Origin of the sequence: Lancefieldella rimae ATCC 49626 (assembly GCF_000174015.1) — a bacterium.
In the GTDB taxonomy this organism is placed as follows: Bacteria; Actinomycetota; Coriobacteriia; order Coriobacteriales; family Atopobiaceae; genus Lancefieldella; species Lancefieldella rimae.
This window is the reverse complement of the sequence record NZ_ACFE01000002.1, coordinates 310,149-326,734: the sequence shown is the minus strand read 5'-3', so window position 1 is coordinate 326,734 and position 16,586 is coordinate 310,149. Positions and strand designations below refer to the sequence as shown.

The window sequence follows — 16,586 nt, the reverse complement described above, 5'->3', positions numbered from 1 at the left end:
AGCTACTCCCAAACAACTTCGCCGAGGTCGGCCGTGACATGACCAACACGCTGATCGGAAGGGAGAACTTCAACTCCGCTGTGGGTAAGGAAGCGGACCGGATCGTGCATCAGGTCTTCCATGGGAACCAGCACATAGTCGCGCTCACCGAGGAGCGGGTGTGGAAGCGTCAGGCGCTGGCCGGCATGCTCTTCTCCCTCAACCCAAAGCAAATCGCAGTCGATGGTACGCGGGCCATGGCCTTCCTCACCCGATTTGCGGATACGACCGAGTGTGTCTTCGACTTTAAGCAACTCGCCGAGAAGCACGAGCGGATGGAGCTCGGTTCGGATTTCAGCCACCGCATTGGCAACCGGCGTTGCAATACCGTAGGCCGGTTCCGTCTCATACGCATGGCTCACAGACACTACGCACGTCAAAGGGATCTCATCTATGAGCTGTGTTGCGCGAGCCAAATACGCCACACGATCACCCACGTTTGAGCCAAGCGCCACAAATCCCTGACGCGAATCTTTTTCGGTCATAGCCCAAAATGAATTAATGGCTTGTGCGGCACCCGCAACATCATGCACACGGAGAATTCTGGCCCCATTAGTGATGGCGGCAATACAAATGGCCTGCGTTGCCGCATCCCGATCCCCCGCCGTACTCACACCCGACACCGCACCCACAAAGCGTTTCCGCGATACCGCACACATGAGCGGGTAGCCCATGGAAACCATGGAGCGTGTGGCCCGCTGAATAACAATGTCCTCATCGGCAAACTTATCAAAGCCCGGGCCGGGATCGATGCAAATACGGTCATGAGAAACGCCGGCTCGCATGAGAATACGCGCTTGATCGCCCAAAAAGCCCATAATTTGACGCATGATAGGCGCTTCTTCAGGCAGGGTAAAGCGGCGCTGTGATGTGAGAGAACGAGCGGCTTCCGGACGAGCCGGCCTACTGTCGTCAAGGGCAACGCGCTTGCGCTCAACATGCGCACCCAAACCCTCCTTGTTCCAGTGCATCACGATGCAACCACACTTAGAATCCGCAGCCACCTTCACCATTTCAGGATCGGTAAAACCCGAAACGTCATTGATAATCTGCACTCCCAAACGGACGCACATGCGTGCCACCTCGGCATGGCGCGTATCGATGGAAACAAGCGCTCCGGCCTTAAGGAGCTCACGGACTACGGGAACCACACGCTCGGCCTCTTCTTTTGGATCCACCGGCGTATGTCCGGGTCTGGTTGACTCACCACCAACGTCTATGATGTCCGCACCCTCATCAAGCATCTGAAGACCTCGCTTGATTGCTGCTTTCGCATCAAAATTCTTTCCTCCGTCAGAAAACGAATCGGGCGTGACGTTTAAGATGCCCATGATTCGCGGACGAGCAAGAGAAAGGGTATGGGTACCACATTGCCATGTCGTATAGCTTTGCCTCAGCATGAAGGCCTCCTTGCGCGAGCACGATGTAACTTCATTGCGCTTGTCGTGAACGTATCTATTGTAGAGGTTTTTGCGCGCTTACTCGTTTACCATGGTCTATGACCATCCGAGAAAGTGAGAAACCATGAGTGCTACAAATAACACACAAAAGTCCGACACCGCCGTCTCTCAAACTTCCCGCAGCTCAAACACTGCAGATACCAAAGAATACAAGTTTGCCTCGTGGAACGTCAACGGACTACGAGCCGTCTTAAAAAAAGATCCTTCGTTTACCGAGATTTTTGAAACAATCGATGCCGATATCTTTGCCCTTCAAGAAACTAAGCTGCAAGAAGGCCAAGTTGACCTTGATATACCCAGTTATTTTCAAACATGGAACTATGCTGAGCGCAAGGGTTACTCGGGCACGGCGGTTTTCTCGCGAGAAGAACCTCTGCAGGTTATACGTCAAATTGGATCTCCGGTTGCTGATAATGAAGGTCGCGTCTGTGCCTTGGAATTTGATCGGTTCTGGTTTGTTGACGTGTATACGCCCAACTCAAAAGAGCAGCTTGCACGGCTTGACGAGCGCCTGGTTTGGGATGAGCGCTATCGAGATTTTATTGCAGAGCTTTCTGCACAAAAACCACTCATTACCTGTGGAGACTTCAATGTTGCCCACACTGAGATTGACCTCAAAAACCCCAGCAGCAATCACAAAAACGCCGGATTTTCTGATGAAGAACGCGAGAGCTTCACGAAACTTCTTGACGCGGGGTTTACCGATACGTTCCGCTATCGGCACCCCGATGTGACCGGCGCTTATAGCTGGTGGAGCTATCGCTTTAACGCCCGCAAAAACAACGCAGGCTGGCGCATTGACTACTTCCTTGTCAGTAATCGCATTGCACAACAGATTACCGGTGCGGCCATCTTGAACGAAGTCTACGGCAGCGATCATTGCCCCGTTGAACTCACCATAGAGCTGTAGTTTTCTTACGCGTGCATACTTATCCGGTGGTATGGCGCAGTGCTTATCCGGTGGTATACCGCACCTCAGTGAGGTATACCTACCCCGGCCGCTTCTTTTACCTTCAGAAACGTTGCGGCATCGCGACATGCCATAAGCTCTTCCGGAAAGTGAATTTCATCAAGCAGACGGGATACGCAATCGGCATGCGCGATACGCGTTGCAATGTGCGCATCAGATCCAAATGAAACCATGCATCCCAGCTCAGCACAGCGCTCCGCAATCCTACGGCATCTGTCCTGTTGCTCTGTCGCATGCCCTTCCGCATACGTTGCTTCATTTATCTCAATGAGCTTACCGCGGTCACGGCATTCACAAACCAGCGCATCCACATCAAAGTCAAGAAAGCTTCTTCCAAGATGCCCCAAGATAAGAACATGAGGATTATCCAGCACATTCACATACATCCGTGTCACCTGTGCTGGCGTTGCACTTCTCGCCCAATCTTTTCCATGAATACTTGCCACCGCATAATCGCAGCGAGACAGAACAAGATTACCAAGGTATCGCGGGTGTGCGAGCTTGTCGCCGTTGATTGACGTATCCACAACAATATCGTGTCCAAAAAGGTTGCCCTCAAGGTCAACGATATCTACCTCGCAGCCATGCAAAACACGGACACCGTGCCAAACTTCCGGAATGACATTCAGGTTGAGAAAAAACTGGAAGTTCTTGAGTATCTGCTCTTCGTACAACATCGAAGAAAAATGATCCGTTAATCCCAAGAGTTCAAACCCTTGAGATGCCGCCTCACGGACATTTTCCTCCATCGTGGAATACGCATGGCGCGAGTACATGGTATGCGTATGAACGTCACACAGAATGCGCATTAAGAGACAACCTTTTTCCACGCGTCAAGGGAATTGACGCAGATATCGTAGGGCACGCAATAGCTCACGCGAAGCCAACCGGGACATCCAAACGAATCAGAGGGAACCGGCAGCAGCTCATACGCGCGGGCTCGCGTGCAGAACTCCTGTGCATCACCACCGGGAGCTTTCACCCACAAATAGAACGCTCCGTCAGGCTGGATATACTCATAACCCAAATCCGAAAGTCCACGTGTGAGCACGTCGCGGTTCTTTGCGTATGCCTCAATATCGGCAGGCTCATCAACGCAGTCAATCAATACAAGCTGGAACAGGGACGGAGCGCATACAAAGCCCAAAGCACGAGCCGCACCGGCAGAGGCCGCATATAGATCATCGTGCTCGGGATTGGTTGGCGGAATAAGCACCCAACCGATACGCTCACCCGGTAGAGACAGTGACTTGGAGTAGGAGTAACACACGATTGTGCGGTCATATACCTCAGGTATCCAAGGAACCTCAACGCCTCCGTACACAATTTCTCGATACGGCTCATCGGAGATGAGGTAGATATGCTCTCCCAACTCAGTTCCGCGCACATGCAAAACATCCGCAAGTGCCGTAAGGGTTTCTCGTGTATATACCGCACCCACGGGATTGTTGGGCGAATTTACTATGACGGCTTTCGTGCGAGAAGTTATGGCCGCAGAAAGACACTCGGCATCGATTTGGAAGGTCTTCTCGTCAGCCAAAACTTCAACACAGACGGCACCGGCGTGCTCAATCCACACTTTATACTCAGGAAAATACGGAGCGATAACGATGACCTCATCGCCCGGGTTAACGACTGCCTGAAGCGCCATTGAAACGGAAGCGGCAGCTCCGCAGGTCATAATGACATCGGACACCGTTGCGGTGCCTTCTCCAAAGCGACGGCACAGTGATGTGGCCACCGCCTCACGTGTGGCAGGAGTTCCGATGGCTGCCGTATAGGAGTGGACTGCCTGTGGCGGAAGCGTCAAAGCATGTTCGATGGATGCCTTCACCGCAGATGGTGCAGGTACGGAGGGATTTCCGATAGAGAAGTCAAAGACGTTGTCGGCACCAATCTCAGCACGGCGACGAGCCGCAAATCCTGCGATTTCTCGAATGGCAGATTTTGCCTGTCCGTAATTTAGATTCTTTTGATTGATACCCATGGCAACTCCTTGTATCGAACCTCAGAGCGTCCGTAAACGCCCATAAAACCTACTGCCTTCTTTGCAGGATATACCTACTCGTATACCGATGGCTTCAAAATGCCCAAATACGGTAAATTACGATACCGTTCAGCATAATCAAGGCCATAACCAACCACAAACGCATTGGGTACATGCGCTCCCACATAACGAGGCTCTACCGCCGGCTTTTTTCCCTCAATATCCTTTACCACAAAGGCCGCAATCTCAATAGATGCGGGGTTGCGCGATTGCAGCATACGCATAAGGTATGAGAGCGTAAGACCGGAGTCCAAAATGTCCTCGACAATCAATACGTTACGGCCCTCAATTTTGGTATCCAAATCTTTCACAATGCGAACGACGCCGGAGCTTTTAACCCCATCGGCATAGCTTGAAACCGCCATAAAATCAACGGACATAGGGCAGGTGATAGCTCGCATGACGTCCGCCATAAACACGACGGCACCCCGGAGTACTGCAATAACAAGCGGATTCTTATCGGCGTAATCGCGTGTAATCTCTTTGCCCATACGCGCAACGATTTCTTTGATTTCTTCTTCAGATAGTAAAATGCTTTCAATATCAGGATGCGCTTCTGCCATATTGGCTCCTCTCAGCCACCGTAGCTGTCTGACACCGTTATCAAACTCTCGTGGATGCTTAATTCTAGCAGCACTTTTGTGTCTTGTGTGCATTTTGATCGTTCGTCCGCCCGAATTCCCGCAACCCACACGATTCGACCGTTTGGGGATGTGCGCACAACAGGCACGCCTCTACGTTCGGCCACAGGGAGGCGAGAAGCACTCAGCAGGTCGGAAAGCTTTTTTGACTGTCCGTGCATACCCAACGGACAAAGAACATCTCCCGCGCAGGGAGGCTCTATCCAAAGCCTTCCGCCATGCGTGGCATCTATTCCCGCGGCTTCGGCATCCAACAACACCGACTCCCCCAACCATTCGCGACCATGCGCACGTGCGAACGACACCACATCAAGGCCATGTTCCACCGGAATAAGCCGCGCTCGAAGTCTTCGATTTTGAGTAAGCTGCTGCTCTCCCGGAACGCTGAGCCACGCCGAAAACGAAGTCTCTGATATGTGAGTATGAGCATCATGAGTACCTGTTGGAATATTACCTGCGCGTTCCTTACGATATGCCTTGGCAAGGGTAAGCGTTCCAAACTCGATACGCGCCTGGATATCCTGAGGCAAATTAACCGCACCTCTTCCGTTTGCCACCGCCATAAGAACACTCTCAACATGACGTGCCTCAAGGCGCGGATCATCTGCCAGGTTCTTTACGGCCAAACGTATAACGCGGCGAGCAATCACCACATCGGTTGCCGCAAGGCGTGCCGCATCAAGCACCACATATCCATCGTACTCTCGAACCGTAAGCTTTCTCAAACAGCGCGCAGCAACACCGCTTACGTAGGCATCTTCATCCGACACAATGTCGCAGGCACCTGAAATTGCAGAGAGTACCTGAGGGTTTTTTACTTCAAGGCGTGGAAGTATCTCATGGCGAATATATGAGCGCAGATAATATGTATCGGCATTGGTAAGGTCTTCTCGCCAAGAAATGCCCCGTTCAACAAGGTAGTTGCACAGCTCAAGATGGGTAAACCCCAAAAGCGGACGCACGATGCGATTACGGCGACGCGGAATGGATGCGAGCCCCGAGGTGCCCGTACCACGCGTTACGTTCATAAGGAAGGTTTCCGCACGATCGTTAGCGTTGTGTGCCGTTACGATACGGGCAGAAGCGCGCGGCACGCCAGCCTGCTCGCACAATTCATTTGCCAGCTGATTTGCAATTTCATACCGGACGCGCCGACCAGCATCCTCCACGTTTAAGTGGTCGGCCGCAGCAATGGATGCAATGTCGAGCGAGCGTGTCACGCACGTGATGCCATATTTGGCGGAAAGCGTGCGAACAAACTGCTCGTCCTTCTCGGCATCTGCGCCGCGAAGCTGGTGGTTGATATGAAGCACACACAGGCGATCTTGCGCTATCTTGGCACGGCCTCGACCGTCTTGCACATCCAAAACATCCGTTGCGGCCATAACCAAAAGCGCCGTAGAATCGGCGCCTCCCGAAACCATCAGCACCACAGGCGCTCCGTCAGGAACGATCGTTGGAACAGACGGGTGATATCGGTGTGAAACAGTTGGCACGGCACCTCACAAACAAGCTACTATGATACTTTGAGTGTAAATCATGAAAGGCTCTTATGACACCACGGATTCATCTTCACATTCTTGCCAGCGGTTCAAGCGGAAATGCAGCCATTGTTGAAGGACCTCAAACGAGTATTTTAGTAGACTGCGGACTTTCCCGGCGAGAATTGCTCCGTCGCTCCAAGGAACTTGACATTGATACAGATTGTATAGCTGCGGTTTTTATAACGCATGAACATTCGGACCATGTAGGCGGACTCCGTGTGTTCGCAAAGCACTTCGACGGCCCCATATTTGCCACCTCAGGAACCGCGCACATCCTTTCCGGCCGTAGCAGCATGGATGGGGTTGAATTTTCTCTGATTTCAACGGATGTGCAGAAGTGTGTCGGAGAGATATCGGTTCAAGCATTTTCCACGTCGCACGACGTAGCCGAACCCGTAGGCTTTCGTTTCAGCCTCCTTGGCGAGAAGAACCTTGAGATAGACAGTATCGGATACTGTACCGATACGGGTATCCTGACCGATGATGCTCTTACGGAACTTGCAGGCGCCCGCATCTTGGCACTTGAATCAAACCACGATGAGCATATGCTTGCCACAGGTCCGTATCCGCAGGTGCTTAAAGAGCGCGTTGGCGGGCCTTATGGACATCTCTCAAATGAGCAAGCAGCTTCTGCGCTTGCGGAACTGATACGCCCTAACACAAGGACAGTCGTTGGCATGCATCTCTCACGTGAAAACAATCGACCCAGTCTTGCCGTGCGAACCCTTGCCGCCGCACTGGGCGCAGAACCGGTAAACGATACCTGTACCCAGGCAAAAACGGCCGATGGTTTGCAAGTTCTTGTCGCCAGCCAAGATTGGCCCATGAGCGTTCTCTAAAAAAGCAGCCCGGAGTAAAACTCCGGACCGCTTTTCCTCACTTACGGGAAAGGAATACGTGGATTTTGAGGAACGCAAGCGCTTTTCTCGACCTCTTTCCCAGTCTTCACGCATACCAACCTATATAACGGTTCAACCGGTTTGTGCGCAGCTTAGTCAATGGAGATCTTGGTAACGTTTGCCTTTTCGTCCTGCTTTGGAACGGAAATAGTCAGTACGCCATTGTCGAGCTTTGCGCTCAAACCCTGTGTAGCTGCATCTTTCAGATACACGCCACGAGTTGCGCGCCACTCAGAGGATTCCTTATGCAGGTAATTCTTGCCCTTCTCCTCATCGGACTCTTTGCGCTCCGCTGTAATAGAAAGACGACCCTCATTGAGCTCAACATCAATGTCTTCGCGAGAAAGACCCGGGAGCTCTGCAGTTACCACGTACTTCTCGCCAGCGTCCTCAACGTTTACCGGAAACGCCTCAGAACTCGTAGATGAAAAAGGCGAATCAAAGAAGCTCTCTAAGCTGCCGCCAAAAGGCCAATTGCTCAAGCCACGTGCGTAACGATCAAAAGGAACCATGCTGTTCATAAAAACCACTCCTTCACTGTTTGTATGCCATTTCTGGCATTCCGTTGTTCGCTGTTGTATATGCCCACCCAATCTGATTTTAATCATTATTTTCAAATTTTCTTAGCTTTATGGACTTATGTTATCTAAGCGTCTATGACTCATATATTCCTGCGAATACTATGTGCATATTCTTTCAAAGTTCATCAACTGAGACTTTCTTTCCAAGCAATCCACATCGCAACGCGACAGATATGCGTACATGGACTAAAATATGTAACGAATAATCGCTCAACCGCGGAGGTTAACGTGGATCAGACGACATATTCTGACGAGAAGTTCCCCCTCGAAGCAGACCATACATCAGATCGGGTATCTGCTGATGAGTCGGCTGCAACGGACATTACTCGCAAAACTTCCTCAAGCTCTTCAGGCAATCATCTCAAAATGAAAGATTCAGATGCGGTCGCACGGGCAGTTGAAGGCGAGTATGAGACCGTTGAGGTGTTCTCTGGCGAAACCTCCTTTGAGGGAGATCCCGAGAATAACGTTGCATCATCTCATAAGCACGTTTATCACGAGCGCCACATGGGTGATGGGCATACGCATACATCGTACGTTCGCGAACGTCGCGCACATAAAACCGTAGCTCCCATCAACGATTTTGCTCGCGATGAGGAAGATGAAGCTGCCGTCTCGCATGACTCCGAATTTACGCTTAGCAGGGCACATCATGGTCATGGCAGCCGCAGTTGGCGTCGATCAAAAGCCGAGATCGCACAGCTCAAAAAAGATCTTCATTATGGTCAGTACTTGCAGGTTCCCAAGGGACAGCGCGACATCTTTGTAAAGAAAGAACGCCGCATGCACGCAGGTTCTCTGATTGCAGCCATTGTGGTACTTGCAATTATCGCCGTTGTTGCCTATTTCCTTTGGACATGGATGTCAGCTACTTGGGGTTCTGCTGTTAGGTAAGCAGCTGCGACTCGCTATGCAATACTGAAAGTGACGGAACAGCAGGAACAACATCACCCTTAATGGCCTCTTGATAGCCCTTCATAAATGCTGCTCTCAACTCCTCATCGCTCATTACGTCACTATCAACCAAACGTGGTGTCTCAGGGAGCGCTGCTCGAAAAGGAATACTCCCTGTAATATGTATATTTTTACAGCACATATTTCTACATCCAAGGATCGCGCTCAAACAACGGTTCCACTTCCGGGCGTCGATCGGAATACGGGTCATAGCCGTCATCATCTTCGTTTTCTGCACGAATGAATTCCGACTGTTTGGGAGCTGATTTTTTGACGAGCTTCTTTTTGGTAGACGTTTGTGATGATTTCGGCTTTTCCAAAGGGCTTTTGTCTTGCATCTGAGCATCAAGCGAGAAGCCCATAGGCTTCTCGCTCGCATCAATCGCAGTGGCATCAAGAGGAATTTTCCGAGATGCCGGGTTTCTTTTTGCTAAACCGTCTTTCATGCAATCAACATCCATATTACATTTCGCTCGTCTCTTACCTTAGTCTTAATGAATATCGCCTTGAGCGCGACGCGCCACCAGGTTACCGTCATCGTCGGTATCAATGAGGACGGTGTCTCCCTCATGGAGTTCACCGGCAATGATGAGGTTTGCCACCTGGTCAACAACGCGCCGCTGAATCAGGCGCTTCAGGGGACGCGCGCCGTACACGGGGTCTAGGCCGTCCAGTGCCAGAGATTGCACCGCAGCGTCAGAAAGCTCCAAGGTCATACGTTCACGCGCCAAACGTGCACGCACATCTTTGAGCTGGATATCCACGATCTTCTCGATATCGGAAAGACCAAGCGGCTGGAAGATGACCACGTCGTCGATACGGTTCAGGAACTCCGGACGGAACGCGCCTCGCAGCGCATCCATAACCTGCTTGCGAGCCTCCTCGTTCAAACCAGAAGCACCTGCACCGGCAATGAACTGAGAGCCAACGTTGCTGGTCATGATGATAATCGTATTCTTGAAGCTGACCACGCGACCTTGTCCGTCCGTCAGGCGACCGTCATCGAGCACCTGCAAAAGCACGTTGAATACATCCGGGTGAGCCTTTTCCATCTCGTCCAAGAGCACCACGGAGTACGGATGACGGCGCACGGCCTCGGTCAGCTGGCCGCCCTCGTCATATCCCACATATCCGGGAGGAGCACCGATCAAACGCTGCACCGAAAACTTCTCCATGTACTCGGACATGTCGATACGAACCAACGAACGCTCATCGTCAAAGAGGAGCTCGGCCAGCGCCTTTGCCAGCTCGGTCTTACCGACGCCGGTAGGCCCCAGGAAGAAGAAACTGCCCAGCGGACGGTTGGGATCGGACAAGCCCGCGCGGCTTCTGCGGACTGCCGCAGCAACCGCAGACACGGCTTCGTCTTGGCCAATAACGCGCAGGTGAAGTTGGCTCTCAAGGTTCTTGAGCTTGTCCATCTCGCCCTGCATCATCTTGGACACGGGCACGCCGGTCCACGAAGAAACCACCTCGGCGATCTCATCCGTGGTAACTTCCTCTTTCAGAAGTCCCCCGTCTTCCTGTTTGGCGAGAAGTGCTTTCTCGGCTTCATCGTATTGACGCTGAAGCTCAGGAATTGTGCTGTAGCGAAGCTCAGACGCGCGCGCAAGATCTCCGTCGCGCGTGGCTCGATCCATCTGCGTACGAGCGTCTTCCATTTGCGCTTTAAGCTCCTGGACCTTATCGATGGCGCTGCGCTCGTTTTGCCAGTTTGCTTTCATACCGTCAAGCTTTTCTCGCGTTGTGGCAATTTCTTCGCGCAGGGCCGCAAGACGCTCCTTTGATGCGGCATCCTCTTCCTTCATGAGCGCCTGCTCTTCAATCTGCATCTGAGTAAGCTGGCGATCCACCGCATCAATGTCTGACGGCATTGAGTCAAGTTCCATGCGAAGGCGAGAAGCAGCCTCATCTACCAAGTCAATGGCCTTATCAGGCATGAAGCGATCAGAGATGTAGCGATTGGAAAGGTCGGCAGCGGCTACCAGCGCGGAGTCCGTGATACGAACGCGGTGGTGCTGCTCATACTTCTCTTTCAGACCGCGCAAAATGGAGATGGTATCCTCAACAGACGGCTCGGAAACCAGCACGGTTTGGAAACGACGAGCAAGCGCCGCGTCCTTCTCGATATATTTACGGTACTCATCCAAGGTTGTTGCACCAATGGCACGCAGCTCGCCGCGGGCAAGTGCGGGCTTCAAAATGTTGCCCGCATCCATGGAGCCTTCGGTGGCACCGGCACCCACAATGGTATGCAGCTCGTCAATGAAGAGGATAATGCGACCGTTGGCCTTGCTGACTTCCTTTACGACGCTCTTGAGACGATCCTCAAATTCGCCGCGATATTTTGCACCCGCCACCAGCGCGGACATGTCAAGCTCAATGAGCTCCTTGTCGCGCAGTGTTGAAGGGACGTCGCCGGAGACCATGCGCTCAGCCAAACCCTCCACGATGGCGGTCTTGCCAACGCCCGGCTCGCCGATGAGCACGGGATTGTTTTTTGTACGACGGCTGAGCACCTGAATGGTACGACGGATTTCCTCAACGCGACCGATAACCGGATCAAGCTTGCCTTGGCGCGCCAGATCCGTGACGTTGCGTCCGTAATGCTCCAGCGCTTCAAACTCAGGCTTTGCATCCTGCGAGGTCACGCGCTCATCACCACGAAGATCGTTGTAAACTTCCTCCACGCGCTTGGCGGTCACGCCGGCATCGCGCAGGATACGGCCGGCTTCGGACTTGTCGTTGGCAAGTGCCGTCAGCAGGTGTTCGGAGGTGACATAGGAATCCCCCAGCTTTGTAGCCAGCTTCTCAGCCTCATTGGTTACCTTGATCAGGTCATTCCCAAGGCCAATCTGAGCGCCTCCGCTTACGTGAGGCGCACGACCGATAGCATCATCTACCTGAGCTTCAATGGCCTCGACATCGGCACCGACCTTCTCCAAAATAGAGCGCAGATTACGCTCATTGCTGTCAAGTAGCGCCTTAAGTAAATGAAGAGGAGCGATCTCTGCGGCCTCCGCGTCTCCGGCAATACCGAGTGCTCCCTGCAGAGCTTCTTGGGCAGTCACCGCCCATTTATCAATTCTCATAGCATCATCCCTTCCTCTCCGGGCACGCCTGGCCATGACGATTGGAAGAATCTTGCGTTTCCATAAGCTTGGGCTCTTGGGCTTTGATCCATCGCCAAGCACAGTAACAGACGTGCTGGAAATCATTTTTAATCGAGAGTAGTATTCCCTCTAGCGTGGTTTTTATACAACATCTAAGTCCGTTAATAGTAGATTTTCTAACTTATGGATACTCAATTTACTATAAACAGCTTTATTAGTATGGAATTCTCACAAGAGACGTCGAAAACGTAAGACTAATCAAGAGCCTCGTAGTCTCTCATTTTCCACTCACTAATTGCTTCTTTATACGTGCGATCGCCTAACTCATCCCAAAATGACGTGAGAGCAGATGCCGAAACCGATGCCTGCACGTTTCCACCACACGTCTGAACGCTTCCGTCTTTCAGCACAAGCGATTGGAACCGATTACGTATCGCTGGGGTTACTTGATGGGATGTCATGATGACGGTCCTGTCCTCATCCTCCATAACCGCATCAATCAAGCTCTCCACTGATGCGGCATCCAAATGCGCAAAGCTTTCGTCATAGATCACGATCTGTGGTTCAAACAGAAAAATCCGAGCCAGTGCCAGCCTTTGTCGCTCTCCACCGGACAAACTACTCCCCGACTGATCAATCTTGTGATCAAGCCCATCCGGATAGCGAGTAAGAATCTCTTCAAAACCCGATTTCTTAAGGGCGGCAATTACGGCATTGTCAGTAAAATCTTTGCAGAACAACGTGATATTATCCCTGATGCTCGCGTTAAAAATGAAAGTCTGCTGAGAACATGGGATGATAAAACGCGCATACTGTTCGGCTTTATACTGCCCAATAGGCTGTCCATCCAAAAGAATCCGTCCTGCATCCGGCTTCATCGCATCGGTAAGCAACTGTATCAACGTAGTTTTACCACTTCCCGAATCACCTTCAAGAAGATACTTGCCACCGTGCTCTAAACTGAGGCACACATCAGACAGAATAGGACGCTCTTTGTCATAGCTATACGACACATGATCCACGGTAAGGTTTGAAAACCGCTGAGGAATATCTTTTGTTCCGTCTTCAACAGCACTTCTCTTATCGAGAAGAGCGCGGAACTTTTTGATAATCTCTTCAGCACCGCGCATATCGGTAATGGCGTCGCTTACATTTTGAATAGGATTTGCAATATAGACCACAAGCTGAGAAGCAGCCACCATCATACCAACCGTCATCAAACCCTGAAGGGTAAGGATGGCACCAATGAAATAAATACCGATATAGATAACCTGGCCGACGGTAAACGAAAGCAGACGCGCCAACGAACCAAAATAACGCGCTTGGAATTTACTCTCTTCCCAGCTTTGGTTTGCTTTACTCATTGCTTCTCGCGAAGCTTCCGTAAGATGGAAACTTCTGAGAAGATCGAAACCTTCAAGGTGCTCATTGGCGGTAGCCGTAAAACGCTCTGCAGACTTGGACTGTTCTGCTCGCCTTTTGGAAATACGTGGAGCCATGACTTTAGGAATCAGCATCTGAATGGCAATCATAGCAAAAATGAATAAAACAAGCCATGGCGAGATAAACAGAAGCACCACTAAACTGACTATGCCAGAGAAGATGTCTACCAGCGTATCCATGAAAACACGGAAATACGTCTCATCGATCAAATCAAGGTCATTGGTAAGTACCGAGAGCCAATGACTCGTGTTGTGCGTATGGAACTCAGGAATCGACTGACCAAGAATACGGCTCATCAAATCATCACGAAGGTGTGACTGACTGCCACGGAGCACGGACCACCGCAGGCGCCTGCATACCAGGTCCACGAAGAAGTAGCAGAAAATATACAAGCCAAACCAAAGTCCATAGTTCAAGGCGTCCGAGAGTTTGCCGCTCATGGCAAGATCAATAGACTGAAGCATCACGTATGAAAGCGCAATTTCAAACAGACTGCTTAAGAGGGAGAAGACAATGAATAGGATTAGTTTGCCTTTTTGATTGAAATACAAATACCTAAGCATGTGTTCTCCCTCTTGGATGCTTTAGATGTTATTTGTATAGTTTACCTCTTTATGCATCTTTCTCGGTATCGTCTTCGGCATCTTCAGCATCTGACGACATACCCAAAAGGCGCTGCATGATCTGCTCAGGACTCGACTCCTCGTAGCGGGCAAGCGAGGTAATGCGTTCACGCATCTTGTACTCGTGCAGCTCATCCTCAAGCTCACGGACACGGGCACGGAGCTCATCGATTTCATCGTCCTTCTCAACAGCACGCTCGCGCATGTCGAGAATGCGCACGACGCCGGCAAGGTTGATGCCCTCGTCCGTCAGCTTGGCCACAAGGTTCAACCGGTCGATATCTGCACGCGAATACAGACGCGTATTACCGCGGGACCTGCCGGGATTGACCAGACCCTTCTGTTCGTAGACACGAAGGGTCTGTGGATGCATGCCCGTAAGCTCAGCCGCAACGCTAATCATGTAGAGCGGTTTATTGCGACTTTCCCGACTTTTGCGATTCTCGTCGCTCTTGCGCGCCATCGTTTACACATCCTTTCGGTAGCTGCGAGCGTCGTCGTCCTTCAGAGACTCCAACGCCTCGCGCTCCTTCTTGGTCAGTCTTGTAGGAACCTTCACGTCAACCGACACATACAAAGCTCCACGAGAATCCGGATTTTTCACGCGCGGCGCACCGAGCTCGCGGAAGCGGAACGTCTTGCCGTTCTGTGTACCGGTGGGAACCTTCAGGCGAACCGTCGTGCCGTCGGGCGTAGGAACTTCAACCGTTGCACCAAGAGCGGCCTCATACATACTGATGGGCAGCTCCATCCTCACGTCAGCACCGTCACGCTTGAACACCGGATGCGGATCAACTTTGATGGAAACCACCAGGTTACCGCGCTGTCCGCCGTTAATTCCGTATTCGCCACGCTTCTTGTACCTGAGCTTCATGCCGTCGTACGCACCTGCAGGTATCTTGATAGTCAGCGTTTGCTCATCGCCCGTCGAAGGAATACGGTAGGTTGCTTTGCGAGAAGTGCCTTTAAGCGCCTCATCAAAGCTCACCTCAACGGACATCGTCAAATCTCCGCCGGCAGATGGTCTGTTAGCAGCAGCTCGACCGCCACCGAAAATGGAAGAGAAATCGAAGCCTCCCATACCGCCCATACCGCCAAAGATATCGGCAAAATCAGCGCCGTCGACATTGGTGGTATAGGTGTAGCCACCCTGCGTGCCGCGACCTCCAAAGCCCGAGCCCGGAATGCCGCCAAACATAAGCATCTGGTCATATTCCTTGCGCTTGGATTCGTCTGAAAGTGTGTTGTACGCCTCGGAAATCTCCTTGAACTTATTCTCATCGCCGCCCGCATCAGGATGATATTTAGCAGCGAGCTTGCGGAAAGCTTTCTGGATGTCGCTCTTCGAGGCGTCGCGCTTCACACCCAACACGTCATAAAATGTTTTCTTACCAGCCATGACTAAGCACGACCTCCTCTCATAAAAGTTTTACTTACTTGGTGTCCTTGTCACCGCCTGCATCAGCGGTATCGCCGTCGCTGGCATCATCAGCAATGTCGGCGTCCTTGCCGGCATCCGTATCTTTATTGCTCTCTTCGGGACGCTTGGGTCCGCCGTGCGTCACCGTCACCATGGCGGTGCGGATGACCTTGCCGCCCATGCGATAGCCCTTCTGATATACCTGTGCAACGCTTTCATCGTATGCCTCGGTATCCTCAACCCGGCCGACCGCCTGATGCGACAGCGGATCAAACGCCTCGCCGGCAGGGTCAATCACGTTGACGCCCTCTTTGTTCAGTACGCCTACGAGCTTATTCTTTACCGCCGAAACGCCTTCGACAAACTGTATCGACTGCGAATCCGTGAGATTATCGGCGTGTTCAATCGCACGCTCCAAGTCATCAATGACCGGCAAGAGTTCGACTACCAGCTTCTCCGTTGCGCGCTCACGCTCGTCCAGGCGCTCCTGAGCCGTGCGACGACGGTAATTATCCCAATCTGCCTGCAGACGCACAAATCTATCGGTGGCCTCTGCGGCTTCCTTTTTGGCGGCCTCAATCTGATCTGCCACGGAATCAAGCTGAGCCTGCAGAGCATCGCGCTCGGAGCGAGCCTTATTGGCATCCTCCGCAATCTCACGCTCCGCCTGCTCTTCCCCCCGACGGATAGCCTCTTCAACCATGGCCTGCTCGTCGAGGTCATCAGCGGCAGCCGCACCTGCGGCACCGGCAACGTCATCTCCGTCTACACCGGCAGCGCCCACCTGTGCGCCTCCGTTATTCTCATTTTCAAAAGCGGCGTCTTTGCCCTCATCAATTGGCACGTTCACGT

Annotated in this window: 16 protein-coding genes; 3 read left to right on the top strand and 13 right to left on the bottom strand. The window is 52.0% G+C overall.

The genetic code is table 11. The features are described from left to right. Nucleotides 1-2: 2 nt before the first annotated feature. Nucleotides 3-1,439: a dihydropteroate synthase gene (gene folP, locus ATORI0001_RS04205; protein ID WP_003148925.1), complete on the bottom strand. Its 1,437-nt coding sequence runs from the start codon at nucleotides 1,437-1,439 to the stop codon at nucleotides 3-5. A gap of 124 nt (nucleotides 1,440-1,563) precedes the next feature. On the opposite strand from folP, the gene ATORI0001_RS04200 reads away from it, so the two are divergent. After that, nucleotides 1,564-2,409 (top strand): exodeoxyribonuclease III, encoded by an 846-nt coding sequence (locus ATORI0001_RS04200; protein WP_003148897.1) that lies wholly within the window; start codon nucleotides 1,564-1,566, stop codon nucleotides 2,407-2,409. A gap of 65 nt (nucleotides 2,410-2,474) precedes the next feature. On the opposite strand, the gene ATORI0001_RS04195 is transcribed toward ATORI0001_RS04200, so the two are convergent. From ATORI0001_RS04195 to tilS, 4 genes are all read right to left on the bottom strand, one after another. Further along, complete coding sequence (locus tag ATORI0001_RS04195) at nucleotides 2,475-3,278, bottom strand: phosphatase (RefSeq protein ID WP_003149432.1); 804 nt, start codon at nucleotides 3,276-3,278, stop codon at nucleotides 2,475-2,477. Further along, nucleotides 3,278-4,456, bottom strand: a complete 1,179-nt coding sequence (locus ATORI0001_RS04190; protein ID WP_003149662.1) for a pyridoxal phosphate-dependent aminotransferase — start codon at nucleotides 4,454-4,456, stop codon at nucleotides 3,278-3,280. The genes ATORI0001_RS04195 and ATORI0001_RS04190 overlap by 1 nt, the downstream gene beginning before the upstream one ends. 74 nt (nucleotides 4,457-4,530) lie before the next feature. Beyond that, nucleotides 4,531-5,079, bottom strand: a complete 549-nt coding sequence (gene hpt, locus ATORI0001_RS04185) for a hypoxanthine phosphoribosyltransferase (RefSeq protein WP_003149078.1) — start codon at nucleotides 5,077-5,079, stop codon at nucleotides 4,531-4,533. A gap of 11 nt (nucleotides 5,080-5,090) precedes the next feature. Then, a complete protein-coding gene (tilS, locus tag ATORI0001_RS04180; RefSeq protein WP_187446067.1) occupies nucleotides 5,091-6,653 on the bottom strand; it encodes a tRNA lysidine(34) synthetase TilS in 1,563 nt (520 codons plus the stop codon). A 56-nt stretch (nucleotides 6,654-6,709) separates the two neighbouring features. Between tilS and ATORI0001_RS04175 the strand changes: the two genes are divergently transcribed. Beyond that, a complete protein-coding gene (locus ATORI0001_RS04175; protein WP_003149346.1) occupies nucleotides 6,710-7,540 on the top strand; it encodes an MBL fold metallo-hydrolase in 831 nt (276 codons plus the stop codon). 152 nt (nucleotides 7,541-7,692) lie between these two features. On the opposite strand, the gene ATORI0001_RS04170 is transcribed toward ATORI0001_RS04175, so the two are convergent. Then, nucleotides 7,693-8,121 (bottom strand): Hsp20/alpha crystallin family protein, encoded by a 429-nt coding sequence (locus tag ATORI0001_RS04170; RefSeq protein ID WP_003149272.1) that lies wholly within the window; start codon nucleotides 8,119-8,121, stop codon nucleotides 7,693-7,695. 288 nt (nucleotides 8,122-8,409) lie between these two features. Here ATORI0001_RS04170 and ATORI0001_RS04165 point away from each other — a divergent pair, with 288 nt between their 5' ends. Further along, nucleotides 8,410-9,075: a hypothetical protein gene (locus ATORI0001_RS04165; protein ID WP_003148932.1), complete on the top strand. Its 666-nt coding sequence runs from the start codon at nucleotides 8,410-8,412 to the stop codon at nucleotides 9,073-9,075. On the opposite strand, the gene ATORI0001_RS07945 is transcribed toward ATORI0001_RS04165, so the two are convergent. The 7 genes from ATORI0001_RS07945 to ATORI0001_RS04135 form a co-directional block, all read right to left on the bottom strand. Further along, a complete protein-coding gene (locus ATORI0001_RS07945; protein WP_162010742.1) occupies nucleotides 9,068-9,208 on the bottom strand; it encodes a hypothetical protein in 141 nt (46 codons plus the stop codon). The genes ATORI0001_RS04165 and ATORI0001_RS07945 overlap by 8 nt on opposite strands. A gap of 73 nt (nucleotides 9,209-9,281) precedes the next feature. After that, a complete protein-coding gene (locus ATORI0001_RS08040; RefSeq protein ID WP_237755898.1) occupies nucleotides 9,282-9,581 on the bottom strand; it encodes a hypothetical protein in 300 nt (99 codons plus the stop codon). Between the two features lie 45 nt (nucleotides 9,582-9,626). Continuing rightward, the gene (gene clpB, locus ATORI0001_RS04155) at nucleotides 9,627-12,227 is read right to left on the bottom strand and encodes an ATP-dependent chaperone ClpB (RefSeq protein WP_003149215.1); all 2,601 of its coding nucleotides are present in this window, start codon (nucleotides 12,225-12,227) and stop codon (nucleotides 9,627-9,629) included. 275 nt (nucleotides 12,228-12,502) lie between these two features. Continuing rightward, nucleotides 12,503-14,254: an ABC transporter ATP-binding protein gene (locus ATORI0001_RS04150; RefSeq protein WP_003149031.1), complete on the bottom strand. Its 1,752-nt coding sequence runs from the start codon at nucleotides 14,252-14,254 to the stop codon at nucleotides 12,503-12,505. 49 nt (nucleotides 14,255-14,303) lie between these two features. Then, on the bottom strand, nucleotides 14,304-14,777 hold the full coding sequence (locus ATORI0001_RS04145; protein WP_003149506.1) for a heat shock protein transcriptional repressor HspR: 474 nt from the start codon (nucleotides 14,775-14,777) through the stop codon (nucleotides 14,304-14,306). 3 nt (nucleotides 14,778-14,780) lie between these two features. Next, nucleotides 14,781-15,713 carry a DnaJ C-terminal domain-containing protein gene (locus ATORI0001_RS04140; RefSeq protein ID WP_003149118.1) on the bottom strand — a complete coding sequence of 311 codons (933 nt, stop codon included), beginning with the start codon at nucleotides 15,711-15,713 and terminating at the stop codon, nucleotides 14,781-14,783. Nucleotides 15,714-15,747: 34 nt separating this feature from the next. After that, the gene (locus tag ATORI0001_RS04135) at nucleotides 15,748-16,584 is read right to left on the bottom strand and encodes a nucleotide exchange factor GrpE (RefSeq protein WP_003149679.1); all 837 of its coding nucleotides are present in this window, start codon (nucleotides 16,582-16,584) and stop codon (nucleotides 15,748-15,750) included. Nucleotides 16,585-16,586 lie beyond the last annotated feature (2 nt).